This is a genomic window from Catalinimonas locisalis, assembly GCF_038039535.1.
GTDB lineage: Bacteria > Bacteroidota > Bacteroidia > Cytophagales > Cyclobacteriaceae > Catalinimonas.
In genome coordinates this window covers 173,437-195,869 of sequence record NZ_JBBPHP010000004.1, presented here as the reverse complement: position 1 = coordinate 195,869, position 22,433 = coordinate 173,437, and the positions used below count along the sequence as shown (strand labels likewise).

The 22,433-nt window shown below is 44.5% G+C and carries 22 protein-coding genes; 16 read left to right on the top strand and 6 right to left on the bottom strand.

Features of this window, described 5'->3' with window-relative positions; translation table 11 throughout:
- Position 1 precedes the first annotated feature (1 nt).
- Positions 2–1,447: an arylsulfatase gene (locus WJR50_RS08080; RefSeq protein ID WP_341292743.1), complete on the top strand. Its 1,446-nt coding sequence runs from the start codon at positions 2–4 to the stop codon at positions 1,445–1,447.
- Between the two features lie 7 nt (positions 1,448–1,454).
- On the opposite strand, the gene WJR50_RS08075 is transcribed toward WJR50_RS08080, so the two are convergent.
- From WJR50_RS08075 to WJR50_RS08060, 4 genes are all read right to left on the bottom strand, one after another.
- Complete coding sequence (locus tag WJR50_RS08075; RefSeq protein WP_341292742.1) at positions 1,455–3,440, bottom strand: TPR end-of-group domain-containing protein; 1,986 nt, start codon at positions 3,438–3,440, stop codon at positions 1,455–1,457.
- Between the two features lie 246 nt (positions 3,441–3,686).
- Positions 3,687–5,021 carry a ComEC/Rec2 family competence protein gene (locus WJR50_RS08070; RefSeq protein ID WP_341292741.1) on the bottom strand — a complete coding sequence of 445 codons (1,335 nt, stop codon included), beginning with the start codon at positions 5,019–5,021 and terminating at the stop codon, positions 3,687–3,689.
- A gap of 109 nt (positions 5,022–5,130) precedes the next feature.
- Positions 5,131–7,029, bottom strand: a complete 1,899-nt coding sequence (locus WJR50_RS08065; protein WP_341292740.1) for a family 43 glycosylhydrolase — start codon at positions 7,027–7,029, stop codon at positions 5,131–5,133.
- Positions 7,030–7,133: 104 nt separating this feature from the next.
- Positions 7,134–7,454: a winged helix-turn-helix transcriptional regulator gene (locus tag WJR50_RS08060; RefSeq protein ID WP_341292739.1), complete on the bottom strand. Its 321-nt coding sequence runs from the start codon at positions 7,452–7,454 to the stop codon at positions 7,134–7,136.
- A 77-nt stretch (positions 7,455–7,531) separates the two neighbouring features.
- Between WJR50_RS08060 and WJR50_RS08055 the strand changes: the two genes are divergently transcribed.
- The 10 genes from WJR50_RS08055 to WJR50_RS08010 all read left to right on the top strand — a co-directional run bounded on the left by WJR50_RS08055 (position 7,532) and on the right by WJR50_RS08010 (position 14,071).
- Positions 7,532–8,173: an NAD(P)-dependent oxidoreductase gene (locus WJR50_RS08055; protein WP_341292738.1), complete on the top strand. Its 642-nt coding sequence runs from the start codon at positions 7,532–7,534 to the stop codon at positions 8,171–8,173.
- An 855-nt stretch (positions 8,174–9,028) separates the two neighbouring features.
- Entirely contained in the window at positions 9,029–9,343 is a 315-nt protein-coding gene (locus WJR50_RS08050; protein ID WP_341292737.1) for a hypothetical protein, read from the top strand.
- Positions 9,344–9,471: 128 nt separating this feature from the next.
- Positions 9,472–9,837, top strand: a complete 366-nt coding sequence (locus WJR50_RS08045) for a carboxypeptidase-like regulatory domain-containing protein (RefSeq protein WP_341292736.1) — start codon at positions 9,472–9,474, stop codon at positions 9,835–9,837.
- Positions 9,838–9,951: 114 nt separating this feature from the next.
- Positions 9,952–10,269 carry a DUF433 domain-containing protein gene (locus WJR50_RS08040; protein ID WP_341292735.1) on the top strand — a complete coding sequence of 106 codons (318 nt, stop codon included), beginning with the start codon at positions 9,952–9,954 and terminating at the stop codon, positions 10,267–10,269.
- Positions 10,269–10,646, top strand: coding sequence for a DUF5615 family PIN-like protein (locus tag WJR50_RS08035; RefSeq protein ID WP_341292734.1), 378 nt, complete (start codon positions 10,269–10,271; stop codon positions 10,644–10,646). The genes WJR50_RS08040 and WJR50_RS08035 overlap by 1 nt, the downstream gene beginning before the upstream one ends.
- A 78-nt stretch (positions 10,647–10,724) precedes the next feature.
- A complete protein-coding gene (locus tag WJR50_RS08030) occupies positions 10,725–11,045 on the top strand; it encodes a hypothetical protein (protein ID WP_341292733.1) in 321 nt (106 codons plus the stop codon).
- 195 nt (positions 11,046–11,240) lie between these two features.
- On the top strand, positions 11,241–12,098 hold the full coding sequence (locus WJR50_RS08025; protein WP_341292732.1) for a helix-turn-helix domain-containing protein: 858 nt from the start codon (positions 11,241–11,243) through the stop codon (positions 12,096–12,098).
- A 105-nt stretch (positions 12,099–12,203) separates the two neighbouring features.
- On the top strand, positions 12,204–12,704 hold the full coding sequence (locus tag WJR50_RS08020; protein ID WP_341292731.1) for an anthrone oxygenase family protein: 501 nt from the start codon (positions 12,204–12,206) through the stop codon (positions 12,702–12,704).
- A 29-nt stretch (positions 12,705–12,733) separates the two neighbouring features.
- Positions 12,734–13,576 carry an NmrA family NAD(P)-binding protein gene (locus WJR50_RS08015; protein WP_341292730.1) on the top strand — a complete coding sequence of 281 codons (843 nt, stop codon included), beginning with the start codon at positions 12,734–12,736 and terminating at the stop codon, positions 13,574–13,576.
- A gap of 108 nt (positions 13,577–13,684) precedes the next feature.
- The gene (locus WJR50_RS08010; RefSeq protein ID WP_341292729.1) at positions 13,685–14,071 is read left to right on the top strand and encodes a DUF5367 family protein; all 387 of its coding nucleotides are present in this window, start codon (positions 13,685–13,687) and stop codon (positions 14,069–14,071) included.
- Between the two features lie 342 nt (positions 14,072–14,413).
- Here WJR50_RS08010 and glmS read toward each other — a convergent pair whose 3' ends face one another.
- On the bottom strand, positions 14,414–16,261 hold the full coding sequence (glmS, locus tag WJR50_RS08005) for a glutamine--fructose-6-phosphate transaminase (isomerizing) (RefSeq protein WP_341292728.1): 1,848 nt from the start codon (positions 16,259–16,261) through the stop codon (positions 14,414–14,416).
- Between the two features lie 230 nt (positions 16,262–16,491).
- The gene (locus WJR50_RS08000) at positions 16,492–17,745 is read right to left on the bottom strand and encodes a putative sugar nucleotidyl transferase (RefSeq protein WP_341292727.1); all 1,254 of its coding nucleotides are present in this window, start codon (positions 17,743–17,745) and stop codon (positions 16,492–16,494) included.
- Positions 17,746–17,870: 125 nt separating this feature from the next.
- Here WJR50_RS08000 and WJR50_RS07995 point away from each other — a divergent pair, with 125 nt between their 5' ends.
- The 5 genes from WJR50_RS07995 (at position 17,871) to gloA2 (ending at position 22,387) form a co-directional block, all read left to right on the top strand.
- Positions 17,871–18,878, top strand: a complete 1,008-nt coding sequence (locus WJR50_RS07995; RefSeq protein ID WP_341292726.1) for a class I SAM-dependent methyltransferase — start codon at positions 17,871–17,873, stop codon at positions 18,876–18,878.
- Between the two features lie 93 nt (positions 18,879–18,971).
- Positions 18,972–20,303 carry a peptidoglycan DD-metalloendopeptidase family protein gene (locus tag WJR50_RS07990; protein ID WP_341292725.1) on the top strand — a complete coding sequence of 444 codons (1,332 nt, stop codon included), beginning with the start codon at positions 18,972–18,974 and terminating at the stop codon, positions 20,301–20,303.
- A 104-nt stretch (positions 20,304–20,407) separates the two neighbouring features.
- The gene (locus tag WJR50_RS07985) at positions 20,408–21,028 is read left to right on the top strand and encodes a sigma-70 family RNA polymerase sigma factor (RefSeq protein ID WP_341292724.1); all 621 of its coding nucleotides are present in this window, start codon (positions 20,408–20,410) and stop codon (positions 21,026–21,028) included.
- Positions 21,029–21,141: 113 nt separating this feature from the next.
- Positions 21,142–21,912, top strand: coding sequence for an acyl-CoA desaturase (locus tag WJR50_RS07980; protein WP_341292723.1), 771 nt, complete (start codon positions 21,142–21,144; stop codon positions 21,910–21,912).
- Positions 21,913–21,997: 85 nt separating this feature from the next.
- Positions 21,998–22,387, top strand: a complete 390-nt coding sequence (gene gloA2, locus WJR50_RS07975; protein WP_341292722.1) for an SMU1112c/YaeR family gloxylase I-like metalloprotein — start codon at positions 21,998–22,000, stop codon at positions 22,385–22,387.
- Positions 22,388–22,433: the final 46 nt, after the last annotated feature.

The following is a 22,433-nucleotide window of genomic DNA, read 5'->3' as shown; positions in this document are numbered from 1 at the left end:
AATGACTTTATCCAAATATTTATTTTTTGCATGTATCGTGCTTCTCCTGGGCTGTTCGCAGCCTCAGCCCGAAGAAGCCAGAAAACCCAACATCGTTTTTATTCTGGCCGATGACCTGGGTTATGGCGATTTAAGTGTATATGGACAAACGCATTTTGAAACCCCTAATATTGATCGTCTGGCAGAAGAAGGTATGCGCTTTACCCAGCATTATTCCGGTAGCACGGTCTGTGCACCCTCCCGCTCGGTGATCATGACGGGCAAACATACCGGACATACCTTTATCCGGGGTAATAAAGAAGTAAGGCCGGAAGGACAGTATCCCCTGGCCGACAGCATTCGTACCCTACCGGAGATGCTCAAGGAGCAAGGTTATGTTACCGGCGCTTTTGGGAAGTGGGGGTTAGGATATCCCGGCTCCGAAGGTGATCCTCTCAATCAGGGATTTGATCGTTTTTATGGCTACAACTGTCAGCGCTTAGGGCATCATTATTACCCCTATTACTTGTGGGACAATAACCAGAAAGTGATGCTGGAAGACAATGAAGGTATGCAGAAAGGGCAATACGCTCCCTCCCTCATCCATGAGCAGACGCTAAACTTTATTGAGCAAAACCAGGATACCAGCTTTTTTCTGTTTGTGCCCAGCATTATTCCTCATGCTGAACTGGCTGCGCCGGAAGCATATATGGAAAAGTATCGGGGCAAGCTTGAACCTGAGAAATCTTATGAAGGCTATGACGAAGGACCTGACTACCGCCAGGGACCTTATGAGTCGCAGGAGGAAACCCACGCCGCTTTCGCGGCCATGATCAATGTACTGGACGATCAGGTAGGAGAAATTGTAGCCAAGCTGAAAGAACTGGGTTTAGATGAAAATACCATCATTGTCTTCTCCAGTGACAATGGCCCACACCTTGAAGGTGGTGCGGATCCTGAATATTTTGACAGCAATGGCCCCCTGAGAGGCTTTAAGCGTGACCTGTACGAAGGTGGTATCCGCGTGCCTACCATCGCCCACTGGCCGGGAAAAATTCCTGCCGGAAGCGAAAGTGATCATATCTCAGCCTTCTGGGATTTGTATCCTACCTTTGCCGAGATAGCTGAAGCGCCACTACAGAAAGAAGTAGATGGAATCTCTATACTCCCGACACTGATGGGTGAAGAGGGACAGGAAGAGCATGAATATTTGTACTGGGAATTTCATGAAAGAGGCGGTAGAGTAGCGGTACGCAAAGGCGATTGGAAAGCAGTACGCTATGAGGTGCTGGAAAATCCAGATGGACCCCTGGAACTGTATAATCTGGCCGAAGATATAGGGGAAGAAAACAATGTGGCAGAGCAGCATCCTGAAATCGTAGCAGAAATGAACGACATCATCAATAATGCCCGTACACCTTCTGAAATATTTGCTTTTGGCTCAGGAACGTATTTGGGAGAAAACTGAAAAGCTTTTATAATGCCTGGGGAATAAGAGCATCCTCCTGCTCTGTTTCCCTGCGCATTGCTTCCATTTTGGCTTTTAGCTGGGATACAATGGTCTGGAATTCAGGCTCATCATTAATGTTTTTGAAGTATGGACTGTGCTCTAAAAGGGCATAGTCTATCCAGTTGTATGCCACCGCCTGCTGTAGCCACTTCAGCGCTTCTTCTTTTTTGCCTTGTACAGCATAGATAGCGGCAAGATGGTAAGGATGCTCGTCAGCCTGAGCCCCATTAGAAAATTCGTTAAGGGCAAGTGCCGTGGCCCTGGCTAACAAGATGTTGCCTTCCATTTGCTTGCCCTTTTCCATCAGAATTCTGCCCAAGCCTAGCAGGCTGACCGTATGGGGATCATTCATTACCGAAGGATTCAGCGCAATAGACTGGCGGTAATAAATCTCCGCCAGTGAGTCATTACCGGCGAAGCCTGCAATCATTCCGGCAGTTTCCATTACCCGGGAGTTTTCTTCTCCCTGTGCAAGTATGGAAGGCAGTAAGGATAAAGCTTCATCATGTTTTCCCTGGCTTACATAAGTATAGGCCAGTTCTCGGTAGGCATCCTGTAAAGGACGCATGTTGATAGACTTCTTCAACCACAGTTCTGCACTGGGTAAATCACCCAGGAGTCGATAGATCCATCCGATGATGTAAAAGGGAATGGAGTTGTTAGGATTAAGAGCTGCCGCTTTTTTCTCCCACATGAGCGCATCGGCCAGTTCTCCTCTCAGGAAGTAACTACTTCCCAGGTTTCCCACTGCCGGGGCATTGTTAGGATTAAGCTCCACGGCTTTCTGAAGCAGTTCAAAGGCTTTATCGTATTGCTGCGCATAATTATATGCATTGGCCAGCGCTTTATAGGCTTCGGAAGAGCTAGGATCAAGGGTGATGGCCTTTTCTCCCGCCACTATACTGGAGTCATTCCAGCTTACATCATAGCCGAAGCGGATATTTTTCTGGCTGTAAGCATCGCCCAGCCCGGCCCAGGCCAGCGCATAGTCAGGATCAAGGGCAATGGCTTCTTTAAACTGTGCTATGGCCAGCTCATTATACTCATCAGTGTAGTGGTAATAGTAATCACGGCCTTTGAGGTAGTAATCATAAGCAGTGATATTCTCGGTAGGCTTTTTTTCTATGCTTTCCTTCTCTGATGGCGTAAGCTGAGCCTCCAGTTTGGAGGCAATTGTCTTGGCAATCTCACTCTGTATCTCAAACACATCTTCCATGTCACGGTCATAAGACTCTGCCCATAAGTGTCTGTCATTGATGGCATCAATCAACTGGCCGGAGATACGGATACGGTTACCGATGCGGCGAACGCTACCTTCCAGCACCACCGATACGCCCAATTCTCCGGCGATCTGCTTGACCGATTTGGGGTTGTCCTTGTACTGTAATACGGAGGTGCGCGAAATTACTTTCAGTGCGGTGATCTTGGAAAGCTGGGTGATGATATCTTCGGTAAGGCCATCGCTAAAATATTCGTTTTCCTGATTGCTGCTGATGTTTTCAAAGGGAAGTACCGCGATAGATTTGTCGTTGATACCAGCAGTATCGCTGACTGGTGTGTCTGCACTCCACTCTGTCCAGTAGTTGAAGTACAGATGTTGCAGTATAAGCAATATCACCAGGGCGATGTTGACAATAGTACCAGTAAAAGGTTTCTTCTTGGCAGGAGGATAAGGGTTTTTGTCTGCCTCCACTGAGGTGGTCCGTATAATGCCTTCGGGACTAAGCTCAAAAGCCCAGGCAAGCACAAGTGCGATAGGGAAACCGAAGAGGAAAAAAATGATCACCGCCGTGGTAAACCAGTTGGGCACATTGAGATAAGGGAAAATAGCCACTGCGATCTGAATCACCAGCCAGGCAGTGATGGCATATACGCTGGCCACTCTGAAAACATTACGTCTCTGGAGCTCCTGGAAAAAGGAAGACTTCTTTTTGACTGATTCGTCAGGCATTACAAGCTAGATTGTGCTGACTATATTAATAAAAAAAAACCGTAATTGATATATAGCTGTTGCTACATTTAAATAACCAGAAGGAGAAGGAGCGTTTTATAAAGGATATCCAGCTCATCTTCTTACTCACGGAGGGCATAAATGTTTTCAGCAGTGACACCTCTTTTTTATGGGTGTATCTTCCTTCCTTGTCTCTACCGATCTTATTCCATGATGCACAAACCTGAGCATATACCAGTAAGATCACTACTCATTAGAAGGCGAAGCTTTGCTTTCCGCCTGGTAAGGACCAAATACACCGGTAACTTCTCTTTCTGCATTATTGTCGTTGAGGGTAATCACCTGATACGTTTGTCCTCCTGCCGCTACTCTGATGACAATATGCCCCTCGGTACTTTGGTAAGCTCTTTCCAGCGATGGACCGATCACCTGCTTATTGGCTTCCAGGATATTGGTGGCAAAAAGGTCGCGCTCACCGGGATAAAGGTGCCTGGAAGTCACCCGGCGCAGCACTTCATGGCCGGGATGGTCGGACGACCAGGTCTGTTCTATCCACACCCGGGGCCTAAGCGTGCTGATGAAGGTAGGGTTGCAGCAATCACGGTTGCCATGATGGTTAAAGGCTACTACATCTACCGGACCTACGGCTTTGGCAACCGGAGTCTCCACATCTTTCCATTCCGGCTCACCCAGATCGGCAATGCCCGGCATATCACCTCCGGTAAAATAGTCAAAAGGTCCATATGAGATACGGAGAGCGTTGCTCAGCGGATTCTCTCCCGGCCTTTCCTGCACGGGCGTATCGCTGAAGTCAGGAAAATACTCATAAGTTTCATCGCCTTTACCAGTCCAGATGCTTCCGTTGGATTTGATGTTACGCACTTCAAATTCCGGGTATTTGTCAGCCAGATATTTGAGTGCGATTTGGGTATTACTGCCTGCTTTGAGCTGGGCGGCCTGCATGCCTGCCTCTTTTCGTTGGTATTCAATAAACTTCTGGTAGTTGTCAAAGGTCTCATACCACTGTTTGAAAGGCGGATTAAAGGCCATCATCTGCCGCACGCCTTCTCCCTTGAGCGGAACCGGATAAGCATAGTCGGGATAGCCTCTGTCCAGCAGCATCCGGATAGGAATATATTCTCCCACCTCCGTGATGCCGGTCAGTTTGTAATCTCCCTCATGAGAAGGCTCTGATTTTTGGTGAAGACTGCCGTAATGATCGTCGTGAAAGTGGGTGATCATAGCGTAATCCAGCACAGGGGCGCTGTTGGCAGGCGCAAACTGACGGATGTACTCCACAATCCAAAGCGGAGCACTTTTGCTGCTGTCGGGATGGATACGGCTATTGCGGGGGGTGCCGATGCGTTCGCCAAAAGGGTTCATGTCTCCGGCATCTACCAGCAATGTAGTGCCGTCGGGAAAGATAAAATAGGCGGCATCCCCTCTTCCGGTATTGATATGGTGGATATCCAGCATGCCTTCTTGCCAGGGTGGGAGTTGTTCACCCACCTCTTGCCCCCGGACAGTGTTCAAGAGAAATAAAAGACTGAGAAAAAGTAAAGGCCCTATGTTTCGTGTCATGACAGCTAGTTTTGATCATTGATATTCTCTTTAGATTGTAGTTTGACTTCCTATGGACGGCCTTTGATTTCAACTGAGACATGCAATATTCGCTCAATACGCAATTTGTCTACAAGTCTGAAAAAGTAGGTTTTCCATCTTTCATTTCCCAGCGTTTTGCCGATAAATAATAGGTGTAACCTTTGTCGGGATTGCCCTGATAGAACAGGTATTTGCTGCCGTCCTCATCAATAAACACGCCCGGGTGGCCTGATTCGGTAGCATTCCAGGCATTATTTTCTCCTTTAGGCAAGACCGGCTCATCACTTACTCTCTCCCAGTGGATACCATCCTCGCTTCTTGCCAGCCCGATCTGCTGCCCTTCGTGATTATAGGCCCCCGCATAAAACATATACCAGATATCGCCTATTTTACAGACCGAAGAAGCTTCTATGCAGTTCATTTCCCAGGGCAGTTCAGGTTTCAGCAGCGGCTCCTGGCTGATTTGCTTCCATGATGATCTTCCAAAGCCATCCGCCACAGCGGCCACGGATACGCCTACCATCTGCTGTTCGTAAGCAGGGTCGCGGGTGGCCCAGTATAGGTAAGCGGTATCCTGATGGATGAATACATCAGCGTCTATCGCCCGGCCTACGTTCCAGTCGCCGGTGGGGGAGAAGATGGGATTGCTTTCATCACGCTGGAAGTGGATGCCGTCCTCCGACCAGGCGTGGCAGATAGCATCATTTTCAGCATTGCCATAGGTCTGGTAAAAAAGATGCACCTTACCCTCATGCACCAGCGCTCCGGGGGCACATAGTCCTTTGCTTTCGTACTCGGCCTGCGGCAGTATTTCGTCCAGCTTTTCCCAATGCTTCAGATCGTCGGACACCGCGATGCCGATATTCCATCCGCTTTTGTTTTCCGCACCATTTTCGTCAGGAGGAAGGGAGTGATACATATAGTAGCGGCCCTGAAACTTCACCACCGATGGGTCTTTGGCATAGGGACGCCCTTTGCGGGAGATATCCCGATAGAGCATAGACTGCTCCGCCTCCTGCTCCTGCAGTTTTTGCAATACATCCCGGGAAACCCGGAAGATGGTGCCATGACGAATACCTTCGGGCATCTCCAACTGCTCCGACTTCTCCTCCCAGCTTTGCAGATCATCCGATACCAGTAGTCCAAACTCACCTTTGCGATACTTGTCAAAGTACAGATGCCAGGTGCCGTCAATCTGCGCAGCCGTAGGGCCTTCCGCCCAGTAGTCGCCGCTGATAGGCTCACCTTCCACCTGATAAGGACCGGTTATTTCATCGGCATAAGCAATGCTGATGTTCTTCTGGGCCTCGGGTAATTCCGATTCGTCTTTGATAAACATCAGGTAACGATCTTCCAGCGGATAAATACTGGCATCAATCGCGTTGAATCCGGGATCATACAGCAGTTCAGTAGGAGTGAACTCCTCAAAGTCGGAGGTAAGTGTATAGTAGATGCGGTGGTTTCTCAGCGTACTGTCTTTGGTGCTGTTGGCGGTTTCAAGAAACTTGTCGGTAACGGTAGACGACCAGTAGATGATGAACTGCTCCTCTTCCAGGATGTAATTGATTTCCGGTGCCCAGCAGTTGCGCACGCTATCTTCGTGGGCCATCACCGGAATGGCGATCTGCTCCGACCAGTGGATGAGGTCATCAGAGTGGGCGTAGCCGATGGTATTGCCCTGCCAGGAGGTTGTCCAGACCATATGGAAGGTGCCATCGGGCGTTTGGGTAATGCAGGGGTCGCGCATCAGCGTACTCTCGCCCACCAGAGGCTGTAAGTAAGATTGTCCGTCATTCAGCGCTTCCCACTTCAAGCCATTTTCACTCCAGGCGAGGTGCAGGCCATCTTCTCCATTGCCGGTAAAGTAAGAAAAGAGATATACCGCCTCCTCTTCTTCCTGAGGCGGACTGGCGCATTGCGTCATCCAGAGGGTGAAGGAAAGGCTAAGCAGGAGAAAAGTAGTAGCGGCAGTGCTTCGCTTGCTCATAGGCTTTGTGTAGTTGTACAGTATTTAAGTTAAGGGCAGACAATATAGAAAGAAGGGTGGAAATTACCATTTTGTGCCAGTACGAAGGTCATGGGGAGGCATGCCTATCGCTTGATGTATTCCAGCCCAAACTTTTTGATAGGCTCCACCAGGGCCAGCGCCTTTTTGCCGTTCTCCGTCAGGGTATAATCTACCCGGGGCGGCACCTCACCGTGGTTATGCCGGATGACAAGGTCGTTGTCCATGAGGTTTTTGAGTTCCTGCACCAGCATTTTCTCGCTGATGTCGGGGATGCCCCGCTTCAGCTCTCCGTATCTTAGCCTTCCCTCCCCAATCTGGCTGATGATCAGGAGACGCCATTTCCCTCCCAGCATTTCCAGGGTGGTGCGGATGGGACATTGGGCAGTAATCTTACTTTCTTTCATACTTACTTAAAGGTAGGTACCCTGCTAATGGGTATGTAGGGCTAAGATAGTTAGATTTGTAGAAAAACACATGTCTTATGAAGAAAATAGCATTATTTGGTGCCAGCGGACAGAGCGGTAAAGCCTTTTTGGCGCAGGCACTCGCCAAAGATTATACGATCAAAGCCCTGGTACGTACGCCCGCCAAGGTAGAAGAGGAAGCTCAGCTTTCTACCAAACTGCACATCATCCAGGGGGATGTACTTAAGGCAGAGGATGTGGAGCGCACCGTAGAAGGTACGGACCTGGTGGTAAGCCTCTTTGGCCATGTGAAAGGTTCACCGGAAGACTTGCAGACCAGAGGCACCCAACATATCGTAAATGCCATGCAAAAGCATAGAGTGGAGCGCATCATCTCCCTTTCCGGAGGAGGACTGCCCTATGAAAAAGATGAACCGAAATTTGCCGATAAGCTGATCAGGGGCATCATGAAAATAGCTGCCTCCAAAATTCTTAATGATGCCATCCAACATGCGGAAGTGCTGGAGGATAGCGGGCTAAAGTGGACCATTGTGAGAGGGCCTCGCCTCACCAACGAACCCCAGCGGGGAGCATACAGAGTGGGTTGGGTAGGGGTAAATGCCAGCACCAAAATAGGGCGGGCTGATCTGGCGGATTTTATACTCCAAGAGGTGGAAGAAGCAAAGTACACCTACCAGATGCCCTTTGTGAGTTATTGAGCGACTTTCATCCGGCACAAGGCCAAAGGCAGCGGTATGATTACGTCTGTAATAAGCGCGGTGATGCTGCATAAAAGCTACTTTTTGTGCCAGAGTGGCAGAAAAATGGCTGATTTATTTTTGAAAATGTGCCGCAACTCCGGGTACACTACGCATTACCCAATGAAAATGTAAAGCGACCTTACGTCCACTACACTTTTTCGTATAAAAAAGTGTAGTAACCCTGGGGTTACAAGGCTTTTTTCTGAGAAAATGTATAGTGTTCCTGCCAGTATGGCACATATTCCGTGGAACATGCGTGGTGTACAGCCGAATGTGGGACATCTCCCTATGAAAAAGTGTAGTAAACCGGGGGTTGCAGGAAATTTTTATGTAGAGGGATTAAAGGGCTGCTAAGTAATGGCTCATTTTCCTTCAGAGTGTTGCGTCTATCCGACAAATATGTTGTGTAGACGCCATAAGTAGCCAAGCTGTGTTTGCTAAAAGCCTGAATTGAACTGTTTGAGGTGCTTTAGGGCAGCTGAGTGTTAACATGAGAAAGCAGAGTACGTAGGTTACCCACTTCTTTTCCATGACTTGACTGGCCATCAGGTGAGCTTCACGCGCTAAAGTGTATCATGGCTACTCCTATTCTTGCCGGCTGTAAGGAATCTCTTGTGCTTGCGCATGAATTATACAAGTGATCTTATACATTTGAGGAAAATCAATTATATTACCTTTATGTGTAAACACCTCTATCAAATGCTAAAGCACTTTGTTGACACTGTGTTAGGGGCTATTGATCAGGGGAAAGTATATGGGATATAGCCGCAATATGCGCTATCTCATTGTTAGGGGTAATCCAATAAAAAAGAAATGGTAATAGCTATTTTTATAATTGCGATGGTTGTATTCTGTATTTATATCTGGAAAGTGTTTCTTCACTATAAATTGCTGAGAATTGAAAATGATGGGCGCTATAATAAGGATGAAGATTATTTTCTTAGCTTATGGATAAAAAATAAAAACTCGGAATTATTGGCTCAAGGAGGATCACTAAAAGAAATAGGTAATGATCTTACGATTAGTGAAAGCCAAAAGTTAAAAGAAAAGATTAACAATCTTATTCAGATAGTTAGATATGGAATAATCGTATTGTTGATCGGAATATTGATTATGCAAATGATATAAATTACGGGGAAAATAGATATGCCTACCCCTAACAAAATGTATCGGCTATCGCTACGGCTGCGCCTTCGCCAGCCGCTACATCGGTCGTTGTGCACTATAGTATGAAAAATTTGATCTGCTTTTTATCTATGATAACCATAGGATGTTCACCGATAAAGCAAACATCTAGCGGTTATTCAATAAAAGGAGAGTCAAAGGTTATATCAAGATTGATAAATAATGAATTAGAAGATACGGCAACGATAGAAGGATATATTTATTCAAGACTCGATTCAACCTTTTTAAAAGGAGCTAATATATTAGTTGATGAACGAAATAAGATTGGAACCACCTCAGATGAATCAGGTCATTTTAGTATAAAAATAAAGCCCGGTGTATATGACCTTAAAGTCGATTATATCGGGCATCAGGGAGAAAAGTTAGAAAGAATAAATATTAAAGATCAAGATCATATTTTAGTTTTATTTGAGCTAGGAACCAGTGTGATTTATTGATGAAACAGTGCACAACATCACCTAGCCACAACCGGGCGGAAATGAGCGGAAGATTCCTATTTGCTCCAATGAAAGAAAATTTAACTTGAAAAGAAAACGCACACAAGGCCCGTCATGATGGCTAGCCTTGGCGTTAGTGCTAAGCTAAAAATTAACAAAAGCAGGACAAAATCTGTAATTTTGATAAAGTCAAACTCAATAAGGATGAACTTACTAAATAGAATTACAATAGATCCGCAAATATGTCATGGCAAACCATGTGTACGAGGTATGAGATGGCCAGTAGAAGTAGTTATTGATATGCTGGGAGCTGGAATGAGTATAGAAGAAATCCTTGAAGATCATCCTGAATTGGAAAAAGAAGATATATTTGCCTGTCTACAATACGCAAAGCTCTCTCTTTCTGGACACAATATTAAAGAGGTCGCTTAATGAAGTTTCTCTGTGATGTTCACATATCCTACAAAATAGTAAAATATCTCAGAGCATTAGAATTTGAGGCTATTCATGTAAATGAAATCTTGGATAAATGGCATACAAAAGCGGACGCCGCGGATGGAGATATTTGCACCTATGCTGATAAAAATGATTCGATTGTTCTTACGAAAGATGCTGATTTTAGAAATAGCTTTTTGATCAGCAATACCCTTAAGAAATTAGTAAAAGTTAACCTTGGTAATCTCTCTACCTCCGCGTTGATAGATGTACTTTCTGAAAATCTGCAAGCAATACAGAAATTAAATTCAAGGGGAGGATTTATGATTGAATTAGATCAGAACTCAGCAACTTTTATAAAAAGAGAGATGTAAGCTAGGCACTAACAAGCCACAAGCGGAAAGCTATGGCTGTGCCTCCGCTGGTCGTAAAAACCTTAAAGAAGCACTTATATGAGAAAAATAGCCAGCATCTTGTGTATTACATTACTTGTTGCTTGTGTAGAAGATGTAGATGTACTGACCTCCGGGGAAATAGCAGGAAATGAACTGCGAACTCAGGCAGATAGATTACAAATACAAACCGCATGGATTTACGAATGGTCAATTCATGGAAGCGGCTTCAGTCAATACAGTAAAGTGAACGAAGGTGGTTTTAGTATATCCGGTCAGTTTCTCAGACTTAATAATACTTTGGGTACTGATTACTACAATCTTGACAAACTCCAATACTTCTCCTTTGATCAGGATAGGGTCCGGATCTATTTTAAATAGTTCACATTAACAGCGGGTACAAAAGTTTGGAGCACTGACATATTCATCGCCTGTTGTCGCCCTTGACAGTCGTTCGGAGGCCTTACAGAAGTATGATAATAGTCCATTTGTGTGGATGCTGCTTCTTTTTTTCAACTACGCTCTTTTTCCCTTTCAATAAATTGGTAGTTTAGTAAGTATAATCTATCATGCCTCATGACCAGGGACATCATTGATATCAACGATTTTACCATACTGGTAGAGGAAGCCAGCACCGATCAGCCTTCCGTGGACTCCTGCTTTTTTGACGAGCCGGTCATTGGCGTTGCCTTTTATGGTTCGGGTAATGTGGAGCTTACCGTCAGGTATGGCGAAGCCAATAAAGTATTCAAACACACAAATGGCTTGGCTCTTTCTTTTTATGCGGATGAGCAGGTTGAGTTTGTCCACAACGTATTTGCTGACCGGCCACTGGAGTGTATTGTGGTGGCTACTGCCATACGCAATCTCAAAAAACTTCCCAACCAGGAGGGAGAGCTGTTCGGAGAAATGCTGCACCAGCTGGTTTATCCCCAAGACCATTATGTAGAAGGCCCCAGCTTTTTTATGAGTCCGGAGATGCAGGCTATTGTTGAGCAGGTGTTTCGTATACAATATACCGGCAAGGCAAAGATGATGTTTTTCCGCAGCCAGATGACTTCACTGCTGGCTCATTTCTTTGGGCAACTCTCCATGATGAGTGAATCCGGCATCCCGATGGCCGAAAGAGATAAGTTACAAATGGCCAGAGAAATTCTGACTGACAATCTGGAAGCTCCACCCTCGCTGTCCGAGCTATCCCGGCAAATCGGACTGAACACTTTTAAACTCAAGAAAAGCTTTAAGGCCCTGTTCGGTGTACCGGTCTTTAAGTACCTGCACAATGAACGACTGGATAAGGCGCATGAACTGATCCGAAATCAGGGAATGGGCATACAGGAGGCTGCCTGGCAGGTAGGCTATGATAGCCTCAGTTCTTTTTCCAATGCCTTTGCCAAAAAGTTTGGCTTCCGTCCCAGCCAGATCAAACAATAATCCTTTCGGAAAATCCTTTACGAACAAATCCTACTCCTTTTCAGACAAATCACCCGGAGCGTAATGCCATAGCTTTGTCTCATTGACAATCAAAAAGTGACAGCTATGGAAATATCCATCAAAACAATCACCCTGTTGGCAGCCGTACTGCTGACTGGCCTTTCGGCGGGCCTGTTCTACGCCTGGGCAGTTTCGGTAATCCCCGGCACCCGAAAAGTGACGGATATGGTTTATCTGGAGACCATGCAATCCATCAACCGGGCGATTCTGAATCCTGCTTTTTTCCTGATATTCTTCGGAAGTCTGCTGCTACTTGTTACGAGTACCATTCAGCAATACCAGGCAGGACTAAGCTTCTGGCTCATGCTGGCAGCAGCGCTTACCTACCTCATTGGCACCTTTGGCGTGACAGCCTTCGGCAATGTTCCGCTAAACAATATCCTGGATGCCTTGCAGTTGAGCGAACTGAATCCTGAGCAAATGCTCAGCAGTCGGAGACAGTACGAAGGGCTGTGGAATCGTCTGCATATGATCAGAACAGTCTTCTCAGTCCTTGCTTTTCTGCTTTCCCTACTAGCAGTCTTTTCCCATTCAAAAATCATTTAATCATTCTCAAATCTCTAAATAAAAGTATCATGACAAGTAACATTTTAGTAATCGGTGGAACCGGCAAGACCGGTCGCAAAGTAGTACAAAGCCTTCAGGCACTTCAACAAAATGTAAGCATCGGCTCTCGCAAAGCCAATCCTGCTTTTGACTGGCAGGATCCTGCGGGCTGGGCAAAAGCATTGGAAGGTATAGAGAAGATGTACGTTACTTTCCAACCCGATCTGGCCGTACCCGGCGCTTTGGATGCCATTGAAGCATTGACCCATCAAGCCAGGAAAAGTGGTATTAAGAAGATAGTGCTGCTTTCCGGCAAGGGTGAGAGAGAGGCAGAACTTTGCGAACAAATAGTGATGCATTCGGGCATGGATTACACCATAGTACGGGCCAGCTGGTTCAACCAGAACTTCAGCGAAAGCTTCTTCCTGGATCCCATCCTGGCGGGACATGTGGCGCTGCCTAAAGCAGAAGCCAGAGTGCCCTATGTAGATACCGACGATATTGCTGCGGTGGTGGTGGAAGCTTTGCTCAATGACAATCACAACGGAAAAGTCTATGAACTTACAGGGCCTCGCCTGCTTACCTTTCCTGAAATAGTCGGCGAAATCTCCAGGGCAACAGGAAGAGAGATTAGGTTTACTCCTATCTCCATGAATGCTTATATCCAGATGCTGGAAGAGGCAGGCGTACCCGCAGATTATGTGTGGTTGATCAATTACCTGTTTACCAATGTACTAGATGCTGAAGGTAACAATCAGATTTCGGGAGATATTGAAAAAGTGCTGGGCAGAAAACCTAAGGACTTTGCAGATTATGCCAAAGACACAGCAGCTACCGGTGTTTGGAATGCCAGCGTAGAAACGATCAGCTAAGTCTTTTCTCTATCTGAAATGTAATCATGCATCGCTCATAGTCCGCTCAAATTTGAGCAAAACTATGAGCGATGATGAATTTGTTTTTAACATAGAAATACTAAACTCATGAACATCAAAAGATTGTTTTTTGCTGCGGCCATTGCCTGGGTATTGGGAGTAAGTGCCTACACTGTATCATTCTTTTTCAACATCTTAGAAGATGCAGAATTCCAGGCCAATTTAGTACTCATGCTTGCACTGATTCCAAGTGCGATTGTTGGCACTCGTTTTTATTACCGCCAGGAGAATATTACCAATGGTTTTGTATTCGGCGCAGGCATGTTTGGCATTGCCATGTGTTTTGACGCCCTGATCACAGTGCCCGTTTTTATTATGCCAATGGGAGGAAGCTATCTTGCTTTTTTCGGTGATCCAGGATTCTGGCTGATTGCATTTGAATATATTCTGGTAGTAGGATTATATACCCTTTGGCGAAAGCGGTTAGCAGTATAAGCTCACAACATCAAGCAAATACAAAACTGAAAAGCCGTTTTTAAAGACATGATATATCCATGTTGGAGGATGTAATAAGCAACCAGCATGAAGGCATAATAAGATGTTAATAAAAAAAATCTGCAAAGTGTGATTTTTTCAAAACTCAGACGAATAACAGAATAAATGATAATCAAACAAGCATGAAAAATTAACTCCAAATAAGAGAGTGCTTCAAACCTACAAGAAATCAAAAGAAAGTATCTATCTAGTACAGATAAATTTAATGCGATTGTTTTCTGCCTCGCAAGAAGCGGGACAAACTTTATTCTTTCCCTATAACAACTATTTTCTGCTGAGCTTTTATTCTACTGTTACAGATTTTGCCAAATTGCGGGGCTGATCAACATTACATCCTCTTAATACTGCGATATGATAAGAGAGTAGTTGCAGAGGAATCACAGAAATCAGAGGCATCAGCTGCTGATTGGCTTTAGGTACTTCCAGCACATGATCTGCCATTTCAGCAATCTGGGTATCACCTTCTGTCACAATGGCGATGACCTGTCCTTTTCTGGCTTTTACCTCCTGTATATTGGATACAATCTTTTCATAGGACCCATCCTGAGTAGCGATAAAAATTACCGGCATCTCTTCGTCAATTAATGCAATAGGACCATGCTTCATTTCAGCAGCAGGGTAGCCTTCAGCATGAATGTAGGAGATTTCTTTTAGCTTCAGAGCACCTTCCAGCGCCACCGGGAAGTTGTGTCCGCGTCCCAGATAAATGGCATTGGGAGCATCTTTGTAAATTTGCGAGATATACTCTATCTGCTCATTGAGCTTAAGAGCCTTTTCTACTTTTTGAGGGATCTGACTCATCTCTCTGAGCAAGTTACTATATTCCTCATCGCTCAGGGTTCCTTTGCTTTTGCCGATGAGCAAAGCAAACATCGTAAGCACGGTGAGTTGAGCTGTAAAGGCCTTGGTACTGGCTACGCCAATTTCTGGTCCGGCATGGGTGTAAGAACCGGCATGAGAAGCACGGGCGATGGATGAACCCACAGCATTACAAACGCCTAATACAGTAGCTCCTTTGCTTTTTGCCAGTTCTACCGCTGCTAAAGTATCAGCTGTCTCTCCGGATTGAGAAATGGCGATTACGATATCTCCGGGGTTGATTACCGGGTTGCGATAACGGAACTCAGAAGCATATTCTACCTCTACCGGTATACGGCATAAGTCTTCTAAAATGTATTCTGCAACCAGGCCAGCATGCCAGGAAGTACCGCAGGCTACAATAACAATACGGTTGGCATTGACGAGTTCGTCAATATGGTCACGAATACCCCCCATCATTAAGGTGCCGGTTTCAGCATTCAGACGGCCTCGCATACAATCGCTGATGGATTTGGGCTGCTCATGAATCTCTTTGAGCATGAAATAGTCAAAACCACCTTTTTCAATGGCTTCCAACTCAATATCTATCGTCTGGATGTAGGGATCAGAAGGAACATCGTTAAGGTCTTTAATATGAAATGTGCCGCCTTGTACTACGCAAACCTCATCATCATTGAGGTAAACTACTTCATTGGCATATTCTACAATAGGGGTGGCGTCCGAAGCAAAGAAGAATTCGTCTTTTCCCAAGCCAAGTACAAGCGGACTGCCTTTGCGTGCTGCAATCAGCATATCCGGTTCATCCTCTGACATGACAACAATGGCATAAGCGCCCACTACTCTTTTCAATGCTATTCTTACTGCTTCTTCCAGCGTAAAACCATTGTGCTGCTTAACATCTTCTATGAAATGGATAAGCACTTCGGTATCAGTCTCGCTCTTAAACTCATGCCCTTTCTGAAGCAATTCTTTCTTCAGCGCGTCATAGTTTTCAATGATGCCATTATGGATAATAGCCAGTTTGCCATTTCCGGAATAGTGAGGGTGTGCATTTACATCATTAGGTACACCATGCGTAGCCCAACGTGTATGTCCCATACCCACCTGACTATTAAGCAGATCAGGAGTGATTTCATTTTGTAAGTGCCCCTCAAGCTCAGAAACTTTTCCTTTTTTCTTATATACGCTTAAGTTATTATGATTAAGGGCAATCCCGGCACTATCGTATCCACGGTATTCAAGGCGTTTAAGTCCTTTGATGACTACTTCGTGAGCCTGACGATGACCTATATAGGCAACAATTCCACACATAAGCTTAAAAATTTGTAGCGATTTTTACTTAAGATACTTTACGTACACCACAAAAGCAGTGCGAGAAATCTTTGTGAGCTTTTAACAAAAATCATAAATGATATGACAATAAGAAGATTTTCTCTATACACCCTGCCTTTACTATCTGGAAGTGAATTTGATAAGTGTTTTTGTAATCAATTGTTTAAAAAAACAAAATAAAGTACAGGGGGTAAAAAAGAGTTTCATACTCACTTTTCCGATTCTGCCTGGCAGTGCTCATATATATATTTCAGTATTTCAATATCAGCCTCTGAAAGCTGCAATCCGCGTCTTTGTACTACATGTTGGGCTACCTCCAGCGCCTTTTCAATGCGATATACGCTGCTTTCTTCTATGCCTCCCCAGCTAAAACTGGGAATAAACTTTCCGGGATAGCCAGTACCAAAGATATTGGCAGATACCCCCACTACAGTACCCGTATTGAACATCGTGTTAATTCCACATTTGCTATGGTCACCCATCATCAGTCCGCAGAAAAGTTCGCCGCTATCTTCGTAACGATGTGTCCCATAATTCCACACTTTGACGGGTTTATAGTTGTTTTTCAGGTTTGAGGCATTGGTATCTGCCCCAAAGTTGCACCATTCACCTATCACAGAGTTTCCCAGAAAGCCCTCGTGACCTTTATTGCTGTTGCCGAATATCACTACATTTTTTACTTCTCCACCCAACTTGGAGTGGGGGCCAATGGTGGTCGCTTCTCTGATCTTGCTGCCTATGTTCACATGCGAACCTTCCAGCATGGCAAAAGGCCCCTTGATCACTGCATTTTCGTGAACAGTAGCATTTTTTCCCAGATAAATAGGGCCAGCTTCTGCATTTAATATGGAAGCCCTGATAGAGACACCTTCTTCAATAAAGATATCTTCTTGCTTACCATATACAATGGTATGCGGATCATCCAGTTGAGCTGACTGTCGGTTTTTCGTAATTAGATCAAAATCTGCTTTGATTTGCTCCGCATTTTGCAGAAAAATGTGCCAGGGCTGCGTAAGCTGTTGAAGCTGAGGGGTATATTCAACATTCTGAAGAGGAGAAAGCATGCTTTTCAGTTGCTCAAAAGCCTCTTTGTAAGGTGTGTCATACTCCTGATGATCAAGCGTACTAAACTGATTAGGTGATGTATGAGCTGCGATGAGCAGCTCTCCCTGTTTTAAAGTTTGACCTTCAGCCAGTTGAGCTACCGCCTGTTGTAGTGCTTCATCAGGATAGACACTGGCATTGATGAAGAGAAGCTTATTGGCTCCAGATACATGAAAAGAATATTTTTTTTGTAAGTAAGCTTCAGTAAAATAACTAGGCTGAAGGGAGGAGACAAGCCTACGAATCCATTTTTCACGCATAGTAAGAATACCTGAGCGAATTTCTGCTATAGGCCGGGTAAGCGTAAACGGCTTAAGGTTATCTCTAATGATCGGCGTATCAAAAAAAATGAGATGCATACAAAAATTGTGGTTTAAGCAAAGATACTAACTTGTGCTTAAGTTAATATGAATGAAGTGCTTTCGCACTTGAATGTATTGAATTGAGTATTTATTACTGTTTATCCTAATCATTGACATTAAATATGGCGAAACTAAGCGAAGCCCGTACGTTCTTAAATTCTTTTACCAGTACTGATGCCAGAAAGTTTGTGCAGTACATCATGAAAAGGAATTACGCGGAGGCTATCGTGGAGCATCATCCTGACCCTCAATCTATTAATGAAGAAGTAGTTATAGAAAAATGCCAGTATCTGGTTACCTCCGCCTTTCAGAGGATTGAACAAATTCAGCATTCACCTGAGGAGCTTTTTCCGCTTTTCGCGCAGCTTTCCCGAAATAAGCAGCCTCGGGATGAGATTTGGTTTGACGAATTTTTACAAGCTTATCAGCTTTACAAGCATCAGCGGAAGTTGCGCAGGCGCTACGAAAAGATAAAAGATTACCTGCAAGGCGAATCCTATTGTGATATAGGTTGCGGGGGAGGTGATTTTGTGGCTTTTCTCAAGCACCATCATAAGTCTTTTCATCAGCTAGCGGGTATAGATGTAATGGACTGGCGTACCGAAGCGGTTAAAGATGAGATTGGTTTTCAGACGCTGGATCTTTCTCAGCCCAATACCTTCAGTGAAATCAAGTACGATACGATGACTTGCCTGGCGGTACTCCATCATGTAGGCAATACCGACGAAGCCCAGGGGTTTTTCTTACAAAATATTAGAAACTCACTCGCTGAGGGAGGGAGGCTGATCATTGAAGAAGATGTGATGTTGCCAGAAAATGAAATCAAAAATCACCCTGCTTATCAGCACCAGCTTAAAAAATTGAAAGCTCAGCAGAGTATTCTCTCGGACTTTCTTCAATTTGATTACGCTACACAAAAAGACTGCATCATCCTGATTGATTTTTTGGCCAATGCCTTGGCAGTGGGAGTGCCAGAGATGGCTTTTCCCTGCGGATTTCGCAGCATAAATGAATGGACCACACTCTTGGAAAATAATGGGTTTGCAGTTGAGGAGGTAAAAATCGCTGGTTTTGTACCAGGAAATTTCAATCAATCTTCTCATGTCTATTTTGTACTCAACAAGCTATAAGCATTGAGTTGCTCAGGCTATAAGTATTTATAAGTCAGGAAATAATCCTGCAAGCTTTTGTGTTAGAGGATGAGTCATTTACACTTTTAACCTATGCGATCAATATTTCATAGTCTATATATAATCATAATTCTGTTTGTCATAGCTGCTTGTAGCAGCAGCAAACAAATAGATCAGCTTTTTTCTAAATCTTCTCCCTACGAAAAGTACCTGCAAAGACTGCAAAAAAACGAACTGGACCAGACAGCACTGGGAACAGACTGGCTAAAAGCAGGTGAAATGAGCCTGGAAGATTCTCTGCTGATTGAGCTGCCTTATCATGAAACAGGTTATTTTCCCCCTGAAAAACCTAAAGCCCTTAGCCTGAGGTATCCTGTACGTGAGGGACAGCAGATTCACATTAATCTGGAAACGCTGGCTCAGCCGGAAGCTACCATTTTCATAGATGTATTTTCCGTAGAAGAAGACAGCAGCCTTGAACTTTTGCATTCAGCCGATACTTTACCTCAGCTTCAGTACGAAGTGGAAGAAAGTGGCTGGCATGCCTTGCGCATTCAACCAGAACTATTGCGGGGTGGCGCTTACAACTTGAACATTAATTTTCAGCCCTCACTGTCTTTTCCGGTAAGTGGGATCAATAGTAAAGCTGTAGGCAGTTTCTTTGGTGCACTCCGTGATGGAGGCAAAAGAAGTCATAAAGGTATAGATATCTTTGCGCCCAAAGGTACGCCAGTATTGGCAGTGAGCGATGGAGTGGTAGGGCACAGAATGCAAAGTGGTCTGGGAGGCAAAGTCGTCTGGTTAAGTAGCATAGAAAACCGTTTCCGGCTATATTATGCACACTTGGATAGTCAGGCAGTAAGGCCGGGACAGCGAGTTTTTGTAGGAGATACTTTAGGCTTTGTGGGTAATACCGGTAATGCCCGTACTACGCCTCCGCATCTGCATTTTAGCATCTACAAGATGGGCAGAGGCGCGGTAGACCCTTATCCCTTCGTGCATTCTTTGCTTACTGAAGAGCAAATCTTGGCAACTGACCCTTCCAAAGTAGGGATTGCTGTGCGTACCAAAGCCACACTTTCCAATATCCGCAAGGGACCAACTACAGATTCGGAAGTTATGGGGAGTTTCCCTCAGCATACCTGGTTAAATGTTGAAGGCAAAAGCAACCGCTGGTACCGTGTTTCTCTGCCTGATGAGCAAAAAGGATTTATCCATGATAGCCTTGTAGAGCCTCTGGGAAAGGCTAGCCAGCAGCTCACACTTGGGAATGAAGATAAATTTTACTTTGACAATCCTTATGAAAGTGAGCCAGTAAGGGGCGACTGGATTGCCGGAACTACAGAAGTGTTGGCTAATTATGATTCTCTGCTTTTTGTCAGAACAAGTGAAGGACAACACGGTTGGGTAGATACAGGAAAGTAGCTTAATGACCGGGAATAAGCCTGTTGAAAAATTTTGTAGATAATTTTCAATATTTAACTTTGTCTTTGATATTCTGGCACTAAATTTACTATGTTTATAAAGAATTGAGCCAAACACAGACCATATCGCTTTATCAGCCTTTGCTTTACGCCATAGCGTTGCGCATGGTGGGTTCTTTGCAGGATGCTGAAGATATCGTACAGGATACTTTTGTGAAATGGCTTACCATAGATCATGAAAAGATAGAAAACACTAAGGCTTATCTGATCCGCACCGTCACCAATAATTGTATCAATCACCTCAATTCTTTCCGCAAGAAAAAGAGCGAGTATTTCAGCAATCTGAAGAACAGTGAACTGCTGGAAAAATATCGTGAGTTTGAACTCCCTCGTTTTGATCTGGAAAATGAACTTTCGGAAGCCCTGGCGCTCATACACAAAAAACTGGAGCCGGTAGAAAAAGGAATTTATTTGCTTCGTGAAGTGTTTGACTTTGAATATGAAGATTTACAGGAAATCTTCGGTAAGAAAAAAGAAAACTGCCGTCAGCTTTTTTTCAGAGCTAAAGAAAAACTTCAACAGGAAAACAGAAAAAAAACTTCAACAGATCCACAACCCTTACAACTGCTGGAAAGCTTCAAAAAAGCCTGCAACTTCGGACAGCTATCCGAATTTGTAAACCAGATCAGCCAGGAGGTGAATAAGTTTACACTTCAAAAAAAGTAAAAAAAAACTTTTCCCTTTCTGTCACATTTCAATTTCTCACTTGTCTTCTTAAGAAAATATCCCATTTAAAGGGAAAGGTGTATAGAAACAGACTCTTATTTTAACTAAAGCTTATGTACGTAATTCTCGCTTTCTTTGTAGCCCACTGGTATTTATCATTATTCTTCCAGACCTTCTTTTTGCATAGGTATGCTGCGCATAAAGCATTTACCATGTCAAAAACTGCCGAAAAAATATTTTTCGTGCTTACCTGGATTTTTCAGGGTTCTAACTATCTGAGTGCCTATGGCTACGGGGTGATGCACCGCATGCACCATGCTTTCGCTGATACTCCCGAAGATCCACACTCACCTACTTACGACGAAACGATCTGGAGGATGATGTGGAAAACCAAAACCATTTATTCGGCTATCTGTAGCGGCAAGTACGAGGTAGAAGAAAGATTTACCAAAGGAGTACCTCGTTGGGATGTTTTTGACAAATTTGCCCGTTCATGGGTTTCTCGTATTTTCTGGGGCACTATCTACGTACTAATTTACATGCAGTTTGCTACCGTTTGGTGGTTGTGGTTATTGCTTCCTGTTCAGTTTCTGATGTCTCCTATCCACGGAGCAATCATCAACTGGTTTGCTCATAAGTATGGTTATGTCAACTTTAAAGTAAGCGATACTTCTAAAAACTTCCTGCCGGTTGACTTCCTGATGATGGGCGAGAGCTATCATAACAATCACCATAAACACGGCTCCAGAGCTAATTTTGGCGGTTTCCGCTGGCACGAAATAGACCCAACGTATCTGGTTATTCTTATGCTGGATAAAGTAGGCGTGATTCACCTGAACAAACGTAAAGAGGTGAAAATCGGAGAAGCCAGAAAGGCGGCATAAAAATATTTTAGTCATTATTCAAGGTAAAGTTTGACGTTCAATTAATAAATTGAGCGAAAGACTTTACCTTTTTTATTTTAGCAGTATGCTTCAACTCAAAGGTGTACACCATATTGCCATCATTTGCTCTGACTATCAGCGGTCTAAGCACTTTTATACTGAAATACTCGGATTTCAAGTGGTAAGAGAGGTCTATCGTGAAGAAAGACAATCCTATAAGTTAGACCTCGCTCTGAATGGGCAGTATGTGATTGAATTGTTTTCTTTTCCAAGCTCTCCTCCACGACCCAGCCGGCCGGAAGCCAGAGGCTTAAGACATCTGGCGTTTGAGGTAGAAAATGTAGCAGAAGCTGTGCAGGCTTTGGCAGAGAAAGGTATCAATTGTGAAGAGATCAGGACAGATAAGCTCACCGAAAAGCGTTTTACCTTCTTTGCCGACCCGGACGGTCTGCCGCTGGAACTGTACGAAAAATAAAAAAGGGTAGCCAAGCAGCTACCCTTTCGTTTTCAAAACAGATTTA

Coding starts and splice junctions, on each gene's coding strand:
- WJR50_RS08080 (WP_341292743.1), top strand. CDS start 2: ATGACTTTATCCAAATATTTATTTTTTGCATGTATCGTGCTTCTCCTG.
- WJR50_RS08075 (WP_341292742.1), bottom strand. CDS start 3,440: ATGCCTGACGAATCAGTCAAAAAGAAGTCTTCCTTTTTCCAGGAGCTC.
- WJR50_RS08070 (WP_341292741.1), bottom strand. CDS start 5,021: ATGACACGAAACATAGGGCCTTTACTTTTTCTCAGTCTTTTATTTCTC.
- WJR50_RS08065 (WP_341292740.1), bottom strand. CDS start 7,029: ATGAGCAAGCGAAGCACTGCCGCTACTACTTTTCTCCTGCTTAGCCTT.
- WJR50_RS08060 (WP_341292739.1), bottom strand. CDS start 7,454: ATGAAAGAAAGTAAGATTACTGCCCAATGTCCCATCCGCACCACCCTG.
- WJR50_RS08055 (WP_341292738.1), top strand. CDS start 7,532: ATGAAGAAAATAGCATTATTTGGTGCCAGCGGACAGAGCGGTAAAGCC.
- WJR50_RS08050 (WP_341292737.1), top strand. CDS start 9,029: ATGGTAATAGCTATTTTTATAATTGCGATGGTTGTATTCTGTATTTAT.
- WJR50_RS08045 (WP_341292736.1), top strand. CDS start 9,472: ATGATAACCATAGGATGTTCACCGATAAAGCAAACATCTAGCGGTTAT.
- WJR50_RS08040 (WP_341292735.1), top strand. CDS start 9,952: ATGATGGCTAGCCTTGGCGTTAGTGCTAAGCTAAAAATTAACAAAAGC.
- WJR50_RS08035 (WP_341292734.1), top strand. CDS start 10,269: ATGAAGTTTCTCTGTGATGTTCACATATCCTACAAAATAGTAAAATAT.
- WJR50_RS08030 (WP_341292733.1), top strand. CDS start 10,725: ATGAGAAAAATAGCCAGCATCTTGTGTATTACATTACTTGTTGCTTGT.
- WJR50_RS08025 (WP_341292732.1), top strand. CDS start 11,241: ATGACCAGGGACATCATTGATATCAACGATTTTACCATACTGGTAGAG.
- WJR50_RS08020 (WP_341292731.1), top strand. CDS start 12,204: ATGGAAATATCCATCAAAACAATCACCCTGTTGGCAGCCGTACTGCTG.
- WJR50_RS08015 (WP_341292730.1), top strand. CDS start 12,734: ATGACAAGTAACATTTTAGTAATCGGTGGAACCGGCAAGACCGGTCGC.
- WJR50_RS08010 (WP_341292729.1), top strand. CDS start 13,685: ATGAACATCAAAAGATTGTTTTTTGCTGCGGCCATTGCCTGGGTATTG.
- glmS (WP_341292728.1), bottom strand. CDS start 16,261: ATGTGTGGAATTGTTGCCTATATAGGTCATCGTCAGGCTCACGAAGTA.
- WJR50_RS08000 (WP_341292727.1), bottom strand. CDS start 17,745: ATGCATCTCATTTTTTTTGATACGCCGATCATTAGAGATAACCTTAAG.
- WJR50_RS07995 (WP_341292726.1), top strand. CDS start 17,871: ATGGCGAAACTAAGCGAAGCCCGTACGTTCTTAAATTCTTTTACCAGT.
- WJR50_RS07990 (WP_341292725.1), top strand. CDS start 18,972: ATGCGATCAATATTTCATAGTCTATATATAATCATAATTCTGTTTGTC.
- WJR50_RS07980 (WP_341292723.1), top strand. CDS start 21,142: ATGTACGTAATTCTCGCTTTCTTTGTAGCCCACTGGTATTTATCATTA.
- gloA2 (WP_341292722.1), top strand. CDS start 21,998: ATGCTTCAACTCAAAGGTGTACACCATATTGCCATCATTTGCTCTGAC.